The sequence below is a fragment of the Magnetospirillum aberrantis SpK genome (genome assembly GCF_011022235.1).
In the GTDB taxonomy this organism is placed as follows: domain Bacteria; phylum Pseudomonadota; class Alphaproteobacteria; order Rhodospirillales; family Magnetospirillaceae; genus Magnetospirillum; species Magnetospirillum aberrantis.
In genome coordinates, this window is the sequence record NZ_JAAIYP010000038.1 from 410,892 (window position 1) to 424,056 (window position 13,165).

9 protein-coding genes are annotated in these 13,165 nt (G+C 65.6%); 4 read left to right on the top strand and 5 right to left on the bottom strand.

Annotated features, from left to right (window positions below; translation table 11 throughout):
• The first annotated feature begins 27 nt into the window (after positions 1-27).
• Positions 28-1,620, top strand: a complete 1,593-nt coding sequence (locus G4223_RS13045; RefSeq protein WP_163680323.1) for a TolC family protein — start codon at positions 28-30, stop codon at positions 1,618-1,620.
• A 3-nt stretch (positions 1,621-1,623) separates the two neighbouring features.
• Here the strand turns inward: G4223_RS13045 and G4223_RS13050 are convergent, their stop codons facing one another.
• The 4 genes from G4223_RS13050 to G4223_RS13065 form a co-directional block, all read right to left on the bottom strand.
• Positions 1,624-3,333 carry a methyl-accepting chemotaxis protein gene (locus tag G4223_RS13050; RefSeq protein WP_163680326.1) on the bottom strand — a complete coding sequence of 570 codons (1,710 nt, stop codon included), beginning with the start codon at positions 3,331-3,333 and terminating at the stop codon, positions 1,624-1,626.
• A gap of 258 nt (positions 3,334-3,591) precedes the next feature.
• The gene (locus G4223_RS20260; protein ID WP_163680330.1) at positions 3,592-6,081 is read right to left on the bottom strand and encodes an FAD-dependent oxidoreductase; all 2,490 of its coding nucleotides are present in this window, start codon (positions 6,079-6,081) and stop codon (positions 3,592-3,594) included.
• A 2-nt stretch (positions 6,082-6,083) separates the two neighbouring features.
• Entirely contained in the window at positions 6,084-8,042 is a 1,959-nt protein-coding gene (locus tag G4223_RS13060) for a glutamate synthase-related protein (protein WP_163680333.1), read from the bottom strand.
• Positions 8,024-8,920, bottom strand: a complete 897-nt coding sequence (locus G4223_RS13065) for a class II glutamine amidotransferase domain-containing protein (protein ID WP_163680336.1) — start codon at positions 8,918-8,920, stop codon at positions 8,024-8,026. Before G4223_RS13065 ends, G4223_RS13060 begins: the two co-directional genes overlap by 19 nt.
• A 315-nt stretch (positions 8,921-9,235) precedes the next feature.
• On the opposite strand from G4223_RS13065, the gene glnT reads away from it, so the two are divergent.
• From glnT to folD, 3 genes are all read left to right on the top strand, one after another.
• Positions 9,236-10,537 carry a type III glutamate--ammonia ligase gene (gene glnT / locus G4223_RS13070; RefSeq protein ID WP_163680339.1) on the top strand — a complete coding sequence of 434 codons (1,302 nt, stop codon included), beginning with the start codon at positions 9,236-9,238 and terminating at the stop codon, positions 10,535-10,537.
• Positions 10,538-10,636: 99 nt separating this feature from the next.
• Positions 10,637-11,503, top strand: coding sequence for a formyltetrahydrofolate deformylase (gene purU / locus G4223_RS13075; protein WP_163680342.1), 867 nt, complete (start codon positions 10,637-10,639; stop codon positions 11,501-11,503).
• Positions 11,500-12,369: a bifunctional methylenetetrahydrofolate dehydrogenase/methenyltetrahydrofolate cyclohydrolase FolD gene (gene folD / locus G4223_RS13080; protein ID WP_163680345.1), complete on the top strand. Its 870-nt coding sequence runs from the start codon at positions 11,500-11,502 to the stop codon at positions 12,367-12,369. Before purU ends, folD begins: the two co-directional genes overlap by 4 nt.
• A 54-nt stretch (positions 12,370-12,423) precedes the next feature.
• On the opposite strand, the gene G4223_RS13085 is transcribed toward folD, so the two are convergent.
• Positions 12,424-13,047 (bottom strand): helix-turn-helix domain-containing protein, encoded by a 624-nt coding sequence (locus tag G4223_RS13085; RefSeq protein ID WP_163680350.1) that lies wholly within the window; start codon positions 13,045-13,047, stop codon positions 12,424-12,426.
• Positions 13,048-13,165 lie beyond the last annotated feature (118 nt).

Sequence of the window (13,165 nt, forward strand, 5' to 3'; positions counted from 1 at the left end):
CGGCGAAACGTGTCGGGGAATCGGTCGGTGAGAAACAATTTGCGCTGCATGGGACTGGCGTTCGGCGTGGCGGGCCTGATCCTGGCCTCTGCCGCCCGTGCGGAAGAGCCGGCACCGGATCGTGGCGAACAGCGCGCCGCCTTGCTGGTACATATGCTGGGCGGCGATCCGGTGGTGCATCTTGAACAGACCGTGCGCGCCCCCGACGTCACCGACGCGCTACGGCTGGACGAGGCGGTGGCCTTCGCCCTCAAGAACAATTTCGAGGTCCGCGCCGCCAGCGCCAAGACCGACGCCGCCGACTGGGACGTGGTCGGCGCCTATCTGGGATACATGCCCACCATCACCTATTCGCGCAGCACCGGCCGGGAACGCTCGGGACCGGCGTCCTACAACATCAACGACAAGCGGGTTCAGGACGACACCCACCACCGCCGCGACAAGGAATTGTCGATCAAGCAGCCCTTGGTCGACCTGACGCTGATTTCCGACATCTTGCTGCGCCACAAAAGCCAGACCGCCGCCGAGATCGAGGAAACCGGCGTGCGCGAACGCATCGCGCTTCAGACCATCGGCGCCTTCTACAAGATCATCCAGGCCCGGCTGTTCATCCGCATGGCCGAGCAATACAAGGCGCAACTGGACAAGCTGAACGACCTGATGGCGTCGCGGGTCGAGGGCGGCGGCGCCGCCCAGGCCGATCTGGACCGCATCAAGGCGCGGTCTGTCAGCGCGCAAAGCGCCATCATCGAGACCCGCTCGGAATTCGACGCCGCCATGGACGAATTCCGCCGCCTGACCGGCGTCACACCGCTTCAGTTCCAGGTGCCGGCCATGCTGGTGCCCACCCTTCCGCCCACCATCGAGGACGCGCTGACCAAGGCGTTGCGCGGCAACCCCGACTACCTTCTGAGCCTGAGACAGACCGAGGTGCAGCAATACGAGGCCGACAAGGCCTATAGCCGGCTGTTGCCCAAGGTCACCTTCGAATTCACCAAAAGCCGCACCTGGAACGCCGGCGGTACCGCCCTGGGCTCCACCGACGCCGGCGGCACCGACGAAATCTTTCCCTATCAGAACGACGAACGCGCCATGGTCGTCACCACCTGGACCTTCAGCGGCGGCACCGACATCGCCGCCGGCCTGTCGGCCAACGCCAAGGCGCGCGAGGCCAATTTCAAGTCGCTCGACACCCGCTCGCGGGTCGAGGAACTGGTGCGCACCAGCTACAACGCCCTGGGCGCCGCCAACAGCCGCATCCCCGTGCTGCAACAGGCGGTGGAATCCAACGCCCGCGTGGTCTCCGCCTTCGAAGAGCAGTACATGAACGCCAGCCGGCCGCTGTTCGACCTGCTCGACGCCTATGAGCGCCATTACAGTGCCCGGCTGGACCTGACCCGCGTGCTGGTGGCCGAAGCCCAGGCGGCGCACCAGTTGCGCCGCCAGATGGGCGAACTGATCCAGGCGCTCAAGGAAACCGAACACCGGGCCCATGTCCCCGCCGCTGCCGAAGCGCAGCCCGAGGCCAAGCCGGAAGCCCCCGCCGCCGACACCGACGAACCGCCGGTCGAGGCGGCGCCGCGCGAGAGCGTCACGGCCGAACCGGCGGCCAAGCCCTGAGCATCAGGATAAATCGGCCAACGCCTTGAGTTCCGCCTCGCCCGGCAGGTTGCCGGCTTCATCGCGATAGCTGACGCGGCCATCGGTGACGGTTCCTTGCCAGGTCCGTTCCAGTTGGCTGCGTTCGGGGCTGGCGTGGAACGCCCTCAGGAAGGCGTTGATTTCGTGCAGCAGCCCATACGACGACGCCTCGGTCCGCACACCGACGGCGTAGTAATAGGGCTGGGCCGCCAGATTGCCGCCGACGATCTCGATCTTGCCGTGCCAGGGGCTGTCGGGCGAGGTGCACGCCCAATGGTAAATGGGCAGATCGACGCAGAACCCATCGACCACGCCGTCGGCCAGACAATCGTGAATGCGGCTTTGGTCGGAATAAGCCACAAGGTTGGCCAACATGACCTTGCCGCCGGGCTTGCCGGCATTGGCCTGCCAGCGCACCCCGGCCGCCTCCAACACCGCGAAGGCGCCGGGATCGTTGATGACGCCGATCACCTTGCCCGCCAGATCGGCCAGATTGTTGACCCGCGTGTCCCCCGCCCGCCGCGCCAGCACGAACGGCAGCCAGGTATAGGTTTCCGAATAGGCCACCCCGGCGAAGCTGGCGCTGGGCGGAAGGGCCGACCACACAACGTCCACCGGCGCCTCGCCGGCATGGCGCCCCACCGCCAGCAACTCGGTCAACTGGTCCCAGGGATGTTCGACGAATTCGCAGCGGACACCGATGGCGCGGGCGAAGGCGCGGGCGTATTCCACGTCCAGTCCTTCAAGTTCGCCCCCCGGCCTGCGCCGGAACGACAGGCCGACGAAGCGCGGCTCGACGCCGACACGCAAGGTGCCGCGCGCCTTGATCTCGGCCAGCCGGTCATAGGTCGGGTCCAGCACCACGTGCTGACGCTCGGCCAGGGACCGGACCTGCGCCAGCCGGTGGCCGGCCGGCGCCGACAACGCCGACCCCAGGGATTCCAACTCGTCGCCGACCCAGGCCATCTTGTCCAGCGTGCGGGTCCGGGTGGCGTTGCCCAGGTCGATCATCTCGCGGATGACGCCGTTATGGTTGGCGATGTCGTCGACGTTGGCGGCGATGCCGCCCAGCATGGTCTCCAGGTCGCCCAGAGAGCTTTCGGTCAGTTGCTGCAATTGCGCCAGTTCGGCCGCGACCTCGGCCACCGTCTCTTCCAGAATGGTGAAAATGTCGGTGAAGTCCAAGGCCTCGGCCGCTTCCGCCGCCTGTTTCAAGGTGTGGTTGGCCAACGTTCCGACCTCGTTGGCGACCACGGCGAAGCCTTGGCCGTGCTCGCCGGCCCGTGCCGCCTCGATCCGCGCGTTCATGGCCAGCATGCGCACCTTGCCGCCGATGCCGGCGATGGATTGCAAAACGCGGGCGGCGCGCGTTCCCTTGCTCTGAAGGGCTTGGGTGGAGTGGTCCAGACGCTGTTTGATGGAACCGGCGATGGCCTCGATCCGCGCTTCCGTTGATCGGCGTACGGTGCCGGCGCGAGCGTTGGAATCTTCAAGGTCCCGTTCGGTGGATTTCAAAGCCCGCGTCAGGTCGCTGGTCCGGGCGGCGATCTCGTCGAAGGCTTGGGCCTGGCACCCGGCGGCGGTGACCGCGTGACCGGCCAAGGCCTGGGCGTGACGCAACAGCGCCGCCGTCGCCGTTACCGGGTCCTCCTCGGCCTGGGAAGTGGAAAGGGGGCTGTCCGACATCATCATGTCCGGCGGTTCTCCGGCCCGTTGGTGGTGGCGCCTGGGGCGCGAGCAATTCCGCCCACAATTTGCAAAATATATGCCACCATCAAAGCCGCGCTTTCGCACGGATAACAGAGATGAACGACTAATTCCTGTGCACAGAACGCCAAAACAATGATCATGTAACCTTTAGTTTTTAATATATCCTTTTGTATGCACAAAAGACCGGTGGACAGGATGCCCCTATCCACCGGTTCTTTATATTTTTTCTTAAATTGCCGGTTATCCAGCCTTTTTGAGGCCCGCCATGATAATTCCCGTCGCGCTCTGCGCCGCCAAGCTGGTGGTGCGCAGATCCTCGGGTTCAAGGTTATGAACGTTGGTCTTGCCGGTACAGCGGGCCATCATCGAGCATTCCGACACCGCCGCCTTGAGGAAACGGCCCAAGGCACCGGCGGCGTCCTCGACCTCGGCGAAGTCGACACCGGCCCCCTTGGGCACGCCGCCCAAGGCGATGGCCGCCGAAACGCAGGCCACGCCGCCATTGGCGCCCAAGGCCATGGCCTTGGCCATGTCGGTGCCCGAGCGCAGGCCGCCGAACCACAGCACCGGGAACGCCTCTTCGGCCTTCAGGGCGCGCAGCCTGGCGACGGCCTTGGTCAGCAACGCCAGATCGGGCGCGCCGGACAGGTCGGCCCAGTCGGCGGGCAACACGCCCGAACCGTCAAGCAACAACAGGTCGGCCTTTTGCGACACCGCCAGATCGATGGCGGCGTCCAGATTGGCCAAGCTCGCCACCACGCCCCATTTCTGGCCCGTGGTCAGGTCGGGCTTGACCGGAGCGGCATGGGGCGCGGCCACCGCCAGCACCATCGCCGCCGCCGGATCGGCCGGAACGCCGGCCGGGGCCAGTTGCAGCCACGGGACATCCGCCCCCAAGGGAGCGCGGCCCACATAGGCGCCACCCGATTCGGCGACGGCGCTGGCCGCCGCCGCCTTGATCGCCGCCGGGGCGGCGTCCAGCCCGCCCACCAGCATGGGATGGGCCAACGTCAGGCCGTCGGCCAGATCGGTGACGGTCTTGCACGCCTCGCGATAGGGGTCGATGACCAGACGGGTCAAATTGGCCGGCAGGAACACCAGCTCGTCGAAAGTGGCGCGGTGACCGGCCGGAGCGGGATCGGGGCGGGTCGCCAACCGCGACCGGGTCAACCGCGCCACCTCGGCCGGGCCGCTATCCTCGCGGGCCAGGGCGAAGATGGTTTCGCGCATCTTGACGCTGTAATCCACCGAGCCGGTCTCGGTGTCGCAGCGATAGCAGCGCGCCGCCTGTTCCTTGGCGGTCCGGGCGTCGTAGCCGGCCTCGGAATCGGCGAAGGGCTCGTCGCGCAGGCCCAGGAAGCGCGGTTCCTCGCGCCCCAGCTTTTCCCACGCCACATCCTGGGCCACCTCGGCCGAACGGGTGCGGTAGGGGGTACGATAGGGCGCCGGATGGGCGTTGCCCTGCAACGCCGCCACCACGTAATAGGCCGCCTTGTGCCCCTGGAACATGGCCTGGACGATGGTCGAGGAGCCGAAGGCGGCGTCGCCGGCGGCATAGATGCCGGGAACGCGGGTGCTCATGTCGGCTTCGGCGGTGGCGATACGCTCGCCGTCCATCATGCCCAGCTTGGCGAGTTCCAGGCTGACCGCCTTTTGTCCGACGGCGGCGATGACCAGACCGGCGGCGACGGCGAAATCCGAACCGGGAATGGTGCGAAAGGCGCGACGCCCGTCGGCGCCGGGGGCGCCCAGTTCGGTCTTCAGCATGCGCAGTTCGACCGAACCGCCCGAAGCCTGGACCACCGCCGACGGCGCGACGTTGTAGACGATCTCGATGCCTTCGGCCAAGGCGGCCGAGATTTCATGATGGCGGGCCGGGATTTCGTCGGGACCGCGGCGATAGAGCACGGTGACCTTCTTGACGCCGGGCAGGCGCCGCGCGGTACGACAGGCATCCATGGCGACGTCGCCGCCGCCGATCACCACCACATGGGCCGGCAGTTGCGGCCGTTCGCCGCCGTTGACCTTGTTCAGGAAGGTGACACCGTCCACCACCTGGGGCAGGTCGTCGCCGGGAACACCCAGCTTGCGGCCGGCGCTGGCGCCGATGGTCAACAGCACCGCGTCATGGGTGGCGCGCAATTGCTCCAGCGTCACCTTGTCGCCCAAGGGCGTCTCCAGATGCAGCGTGATGCCGGGGCAGCGTTCCAGGATGCGGGCCACATCCTGTTCGACCACTTCGGCCGGCAGACGGAAATCGGGAATGCCCCAGGCCATCATGCCGCCGGCCCTGGGCAGCGCCTCGTAGACATCGACCTTATAGCCTTCGGCGGCGATGTCCTGGGCGGCGGTCAAGCCCGCCGGGCCGGCGCCGACGATGGCGACGCGCTTGTCCTTGTCCGGCTGGATGGCCGGCAGGTGGAAATCCGGGCCCAGCGCGTCCATGACATAACGCTTGAGCGCGCGGATGGCCACCGGACCATCGGAATTGGCGCGGCGGCAGGCCGGTTCGCAGGGCGCGTCGCACACCCGGCCGCACACCCCCGAGAACGGGTTGGTGGCGGTGATGGCCTCGAGCGCGCCGGCGGTGTCGCCGCTCCAGATCAGGCCGACATAGGAACCGACATCGGTGCCGATGGGACAGGCCACCTGACACGGCGGCGGCTGGTAGTGGGGCAGGCCGCTCTGGTCGGCGGCGAGGTCCAGCGAGAAGGGCTTGCAGCTGCTCATGGTCAGGCCACCTGGGTCAGGAGTTGTTCGTCAACCACCCGATAGTCCGGGTCGTAGGGCAAGCCGGTGATGGCCGCCGCCTCGGGAGTCAGGGCCACCAGGTCCTTGCGCGACAATTGGCGGAAATCGCTGTAACCGAGCGCCTGGGTGATGGCGGCGATCTGCCAGCGCACCGATTCCAGGAAACGGTGGATGGCCTGGGCCTGAAGCTCGGTCTTGTAGCGGGCCTCGTGCTCGGGATCTTGCGTCGCGATGCCGACCACGCAATTGCCCACATGGCATTGCATGCAACTGATGCAGCCGCCGGCGATCAGGGCGGCGGTGCCCATGGCCACCGCGCCGGCACCCAAGGCCAGGGCCTTGACCGCATCGACACCGTCCTTGATGCCGCCCATCATCACCACCGGCATGGAGCCGTCATGGCCGATCTCGTTCAAGCCGTCCAAGGCTTCTTGCAGAGCGGACAGAGTCGGCACGCCGACGTTTTCCAGCACCTCGGTCGAGGCGGCGCCGGTCGAGCCCTGAAGCCCGTCCAACTGCACGAAGTCGAAACCGTCCTTGTAAGCGATCTTGATGTCGTCGCGCACGCGGCCGGCACCCATCTTGACCGAGACCGGCTTGGCGTAACCGGTGGCCTCGCGGAACTCCTCGACCTTGATGACCAGGTCGTCGGCTCCCATGATGTCGGGATGGCGCGACGGCGAACGCAGGTCGATGCCTTCGGGGATGCCGCGAATGGCGGCCAGTTCCTTGGTCACCTTCTTGGCCATCAGCTGACCGCCCAGACCCGGCTTGGCGCCCTGGCTGATATAGATTTCCAGCGCGTCGGCCTTGAGCATGTCGTGGATGTTCCAGCCCAGACGGCCGGACAGGCACTGATAGATCAGTTGCGCCGCTTCCTTGCGCTGTTCGGGCAGCATGCCGCCCTCGCCGGTGTTCTCGACGATGCCCGACAACCGCGACGCCATGGCCAAGGCCACCTTGGTCGACTTGGACAACGCGCCGAAACTCATGGGGGCGATCAGCACCGGCATGGACAACGTCAGCGGCTTGGCGCCATGGCGCTCGCCCAAGGTCATGGCCAGCTTGACCGCCTTGGTGGGATCGCCGGCCGCGCCGATGCGCGAGGGATCGACCTTGATGGCGATGTCGCCGAAATGCGGCACCGGCTTGGCGGCGCCATACCCACGAATGCGATAGCGCCCGATCAGGCTTTTGGCGTGGATGTCCTCGGCCACCTTGGCGTTCCAATAGGAATCGCCCTCGGAAAACACCGGATGGGGCAAGGGCCGGCTGATCGGTTCGTTGACGCCGTACCGCAGCTTTGTGCCGGCGTTGACGATCTTGGTGAAGGTGCCGTCGAAGGGCACGCCATACGTCTTCAGGAAGGCGCGGATGTCGGCGTCTTCCTCGGGCGTCATGTCGACGATCTTGGCGTCCGAGCCCAGGGACTGCACTTTGCCGCCCACGTAGATGGCGCCACCCGACATGTCCTCGCCGACGCGGTCGCCGGAATCGCCCAGGATGACGATACGGCCGCCATACATCATGTACCCGGCCAGGAAGGAGGCGCGGCCGCACACCAAAAGGGTGCCGGCCTTCATCACCTGACCGGCGCGGCTGCCGACGTTGCCCTTGACCACCACTTCGCCGCCGCGCAACGCCACACCGGCGATGGCCCCGGCATTGCCGCCAACCACCACCGACCCGGCATACATGGAATCGCCCACGCCCCAGCCGACGTTGGACTCCACCTCGAACCGCGCCCCGTGGGAAAGACCGGCGCAGAAATAGCCGGCCGAGCCCTTGACGCGCACGGTGACAGGGTGGATCAGGCCGACGCCGATATGGTGGCGGGCGTCGGGGTTGAGGATTTCGATGTCCTCGCCACGCTTGGCGGCGGCGCGAAGGGCGTCGTTCCCCTCGCGCACGGGCATGGTGCTCAGATCGATCGTGACCATGTCTGGTGCGTCCCCGGCAAAGGTTCGGTGGTGGAAAGGGGCTGACCGGGGAACAGCCGGTTCAGCGAGACTTCTTCCGAGGCGATGGCCACCAGGCTGTCGTCCTCGTACATGACCATCGGCTTGGCGGCCAGGCGATCCTTGGCGAAGCCGATGCCGTCCTTGGTCGAGACCAGGAAGGAGAAGGTGCCGTCCAGATCGTCCACCGACTGTTCCAGCGCGGTCTCCAGCGGCACGCCCTGGGCCATCTTGTCGGCGATGTAGACGGCGATCAGTTCGGAATCGTTGTCGGTGCGGAATTCGAAGCCCCGGGCTTCCAGCCGGCGCCGCATCTTCCAGTAATTGGTGATCTGGCCGTTGTGGACGATGGCGACGTCGGCGAAGCCGGTGGCCCAGAACGGGTGCGCCGCCTCGGGCTTGACGTCGGATTCGGTGGCCAGACGGACATGACCCAGGCCATGGCTGCCGTTGATGCGGCCGATGCCGTAAACCGCGTCCAGATCCTTCGACGTGCCCACATCCTTGATGATGTCGAGCGCGGTGCCGATGGACACCAGCTTGGCGGCGTGTTCCATGGCATAGGCGAAGGGACGGATCTCGCCGTCATAGGCGACCTCGACCACCAGGGTCGACCCCTCGCGCCGTTCCGCCTTGATGGTGGCGCCATGTTCGGCCAGGGCGGCACGAATGCGCTCCACCGCCGCGTCGTCGTCCACCAGGAAGCGCAGACGCAAGCCCGCGACTTCGTTTTCATAAAGGGCGAAACCGGTGGAATCGGGGCCGCGATGCTGGCAACCGTCCATCATGTCGGCCAACGCGCGTCCCAGCACCTGATTGCTGACCGGCTTCTTGAAAAGAATTCCCGCAATTCCGCACATGACCTGTCTCCTTCGTGCGATGGATCGACCCTAGCAAGGCGGCGCGCGGCCGGTCAATGGCTTTGTGCAAAAATGTTTCCTTATGGGAAAGGTATTCACCGCAGGATAAAGCCACTTTCCCACGAGGAATAATGCAAGAATGGCGGAATTCCGCCGCTTTCGCCCTCATTTACCCCCACCGCAACCCCACTAGGCGGAAAATTTGTTTCTTCGCAGTTGAAATATTCCCCAGATCAGCATAGGGTGATTTTGCCGAATTTAATGGCATGAAACGCCATTGCCCATTCGATGGGCATTACGACTGAGGGGAATTCGATGGCTCACGATCTCGCCGAAATCGCCAAGGAACGCGGCATTCAGTATTTTCTGATTTCCTATGTGGACCTGTTCGGCGTGCTGCGGGCCAAGCTGGTTCCGACTTCCGCCATCAAGCGCATGCAAAAGAACGGCGCCGGCTTCGCCGGTTTCGCCACCCACCTGGACCAGACGCCGGCCCATCCCGACACCCTGGCGGTGCCCGATCCCGACAGCCTGATTCAATTGCCATGGAAACCCGAAGTCGGCTGGCTGGCCTCCGACGTCTATTGCGGCGGCGAGTTGCTGCCCGACGCGCCGCGCAACGTGCTCAAGCGTCAGATCGCCAAGGCCAAGGAACTGGGTCTTCAGATGAAGACCGGCGTGGAATGCGAGTTCTTCTTGCTGTCGCGCGACGGCAAGACCATCGCCGACGCCTATGACGACTATCCCAAGCCGTGCTATGACCAGCTTGCCCTGATGCGCCAATACGACCTGATCAAGGAATTGTGCGACTACATGGGCGAGCTCGGCTGGGGCCCCTACCAGAACGACCACGAAGACGCCAACGGCCAGTTCGAGATGAACTGGGAATACGACGACGTCCTCAAGACCGCCGACCGCCACACCTTCTTCAAGTACATGACCAAGACGCTGGCCGAGAACCGCGGCATGCGCGCCACCTTCATGCCCAAGCCGTTCAACAACCTGACCGGCAACGGCTGCCACATGCATGTCAGCCTGTGGAAGGGCGCCGAGAACGTGTTCGAGGACGAAGCCGGCGAATTGGGCATGAGCAAGCTGTCCTATTCCTTCCTGGGCGGCGTCATGCATTCGGCCGCCGATTTGTGCTCGCTGTTCAATCCCACCGTGAACAGCTTCAAGCGCATCAACGCACCGATCACCGCCTCGGGCGCCACCTGGTCGCCCAACTCCATCACCTACACCGGCAACAACCGCACCCACATGGTGCGCATCCCCGAACCCAACCGCTTCGAGTTCCGGTTGATGGACGGCGCCACCAACCCCTATCTGGCGCCCGCCGCGCTGCTGATGGCCGGTCTCGACGGCATGGCCAACGACCGCGACCCCGGCGAACGCCTCGACATCAACATGTACACCGACGGCCACACGCTGAAGAACGTGCGCAAGCTGCCCCTGAACCTGTTGGACGCGCTGCGTCTGCTGGAACGCTCCGACGTGGCCCGTGCCGGCTTCGGCGACGCCTTCGTCGACAGCTACATCAAGCTCAAGATGGCCGAGTGGAACTCGTTCATGAGCCACGCCAGCGCTTGGGAGCGCCTGCACAACCTGGATTGCTAACCCCTACGGCCACCCCCCGCCCGCCCCGCCGCGCCCCTCAGCCAGAGGCGCGGACAGGGGAGGCTCGTGCCCGGCCCAGACGGATAAGAGTGAAGAGGCATGACCACCACCGCCAAACACTACGTGCTGACCATTTCCTGTCCCGACGCCGTCGGCATCGTCGCCGCCGTCGCCGGCTTCCTGTCGGGGCACAACCTGTTCATCACCGAATCCGAGCATTTCGGCGACGTCATCACCGGCCGCTTCTTCATGCGCACGGTGTTCCTGGACCGCCCCGGCATGCCGTCGCCCGACGAATTGCGCAAATCCTTCGCGGAAGTCGCCGAACGCTTCGACATGGATTGGCGGATTCACGATTCCACCCGCAAGCCGCGGGTGCTGATCCTGGTGTCGAAGTTCGACCATTGCCTGAACGACCTGTTGTACCGTTATCGCACCGGCACCCTTCCCATCGAGATTCCGGCGGTGGTGTCCAATCACCCCGACCTTCAGCGCGTGGTGGAATGGCACGGCATCCCCTATCACCATCTGCCGGTGACCAAGGACACCAAGGCCGAACAGGAAGCCGCCATCCTTGAGATGGTCGATCGCCTGCACATCGATCTGGTGGTGTTGGCGCGCTACATGCAGGTGTTGAGCCAGGACATGTGCAGGGCGCTGTCGTGGCGTTGCATCAACATCCACCATTCCTTCCTGCCCAGCTTCAAGGGCGCCAAGCCCTATCATCAGGCGCACACCCGCGGCGTCAAGATCATCGGCGCCACCGCCCATTACGTCACCTCGGACCTGGACGAGGGGCCGATCATCGAACAGGCGGTCGAGCGGGTGAACCACACCCACACCCCCGACGATCTGGTGGCCATCGGCCGCGACATCGAGAACGTGGTGCTGGCCCGCGCGGTGCTGTACCACACCGAACACCGGGTGCTGACCAACGGCGCCAAGACGGTGGTGTTCCGGCGATGAGCGCGCGGGTCATCGACGGCAAGTCCTTCGCCGCCGGGCTTCGCGCCCGCGTGGCGACCGAGGTGGCGGCGTTCAAGGCCGCCACCGGCGTCACTCCGGGGCTGGCCGTGGTGCTGGTGGGCGAGGACCCGGCCAGCCAGGTCTACGTCCGCAACAAGGGCCGCGAGACGCTGGCCGCCGGCATGGCGTCGTTCGAACACCGGATGGCGGCGACCACCAGCCAGGAGCAGCTTCTGGCGCTGATCGCCAGCTTGAACACCGACGACACGGTACACGGCATCCTGGTGCAGTTGCCCCTGCCCAAGCACATCGACGAAGCCGCCGTGCTGGCGGCCATCGACCCGGCCAAGGACGTGGACGGCTTCCATGTGGTCAACGCCGGTCTTTTGGCCACCGGCGGCCAAGGTCTGGTGCCGTGCACGCCGCTGGGTTGCCTGATGTTGCTGGAGGACACCCTGGGCGACCTGTCGGGCCTTGAGGCGGTGGTGATCGGCCGCTCGAACATCGTCGGCAAACCCATGGCGCAATTGCTGTTGGGCAAGAGCTGCACCGTCACCATCGCCCATTCGCGTACCCGGGATCTTCCATCCGTGGTACGCCGCGCCGACATCGTGGTGGCGGCGGTGGGACGGCCGGAAATGGTGAAGGCCGATTGGATCAAACCGGGCGCCACGGTGATCGACGTCGGCATCAACCGCGTGCCGGCCGACGAGCCCGGCAAGACCCGACTGGTCGGCGACGTCGCCTATGGCGAAGTGTCGCGGGTGGCCGGCGCCGTCACTCCGGTTCCCGGCGGCGTCGGCCCCATGACCATCGCCTGCCTGCTGCTCAACACCCTGACGGCGGCCCAGGCCCGGCACGGCTGACCCGCCACCGCTTGCCGCCCGCCCGCCGGAACCGGCGCGGCGGGCGTCTTGCTTTCACACCTCGCCCGAGCGGGAATAGACGATCACCGACAACAAGCGGATCGGCAGCTTGCGCAATTCCTCGGGCCCATGCGGCGCGTCGGCGTCGAAGAACAAGGAATCGCCCGCCTGCATGGCGTAAAGCTTGCTGCCGTGGCGATAGGCCACCTCACCTTCGAGCAGATAGATGAATTCCAGCCCCGAATGCTGGAACAGCGGGAACACGTCGGATTGTTCCGACAGCGTCACCAGATAGGGTTCGACCACCAGATTCTTGCCGATGGTGTGGCCCAGCAGATGGTATTGGTGCCCGGCCCGCGTGCCGCGCCGTTCGATGGCCAGTCCCTGGCCCGATTTGACGAAGGTGGCGTCGCGCTGTTCCTCGAACTTGCGGAAGAAGGCGGTGACCGGAACGTTGAGGGCACGCGACAGCGATTGCAGCGTCGACAGCGACGGCGAGGTCACGCCGTTCTCGATCTTCGACAGCATGCCGGGGCTCAGATTGGCCTGACGCCCGAGATCGGCCACTGTCATCCCCAGCTTGGTGCGGTATTCGCGGACCTGATGACCGATGGCGACCTCCAGGCTGTTCTCGCGGGCGCCGTCCAGGGCGTGGGGATTCTGGAGCTGATCTGTCATCGTTTCCTCACAGGCAACGTTTGAGGAAGTATATGAAACACACCCCCATTCCGAAACGAAAAAAGCGCCGGGCGGTTGTCCGCCCGGCGCCGTTTCTCAAAGATCCCGATAGGGAGCC

What these genes read in the sequence shown, in the direction of transcription:
- G4223_RS13050 (WP_163680326.1), bottom strand. Translation starts at nt 3,333, where the DNA reads ATGATGATGTCGGACAGCCCCCTTTCCACTTCCCAGGCCGAGGAGGAC.
- G4223_RS20260 (WP_163680330.1), bottom strand. Translation starts at nt 6,081, where the DNA reads ATGAGCAGCTGCAAGCCCTTCTCGCTGGACCTCGCCGCCGACCAGAGC.
- G4223_RS13085 (WP_163680350.1), bottom strand. Translation starts at nt 13,047, where the DNA reads ATGACAGATCAGCTCCAGAATCCCCACGCCCTGGACGGCGCCCGCGAG.
- G4223_RS13065 (WP_163680336.1), bottom strand. Translation starts at nt 8,920, where the DNA reads ATGTGCGGAATTGCGGGAATTCTTTTCAAGAAGCCGGTCAGCAATCAG.
- folD (WP_163680345.1), top strand. Translation starts at nt 11,500, where the DNA reads ATGAGCGCGCGGGTCATCGACGGCAAGTCCTTCGCCGCCGGGCTTCGC.
- glnT (WP_163680339.1), top strand. Translation starts at nt 9,236, where the DNA reads ATGGCTCACGATCTCGCCGAAATCGCCAAGGAACGCGGCATTCAGTAT.
- G4223_RS13060 (WP_163680333.1), bottom strand. Translation starts at nt 8,042, where the DNA reads ATGGTCACGATCGATCTGAGCACCATGCCCGTGCGCGAGGGGAACGAC.
- purU (WP_163680342.1), top strand. Translation starts at nt 10,637, where the DNA reads ATGACCACCACCGCCAAACACTACGTGCTGACCATTTCCTGTCCCGAC.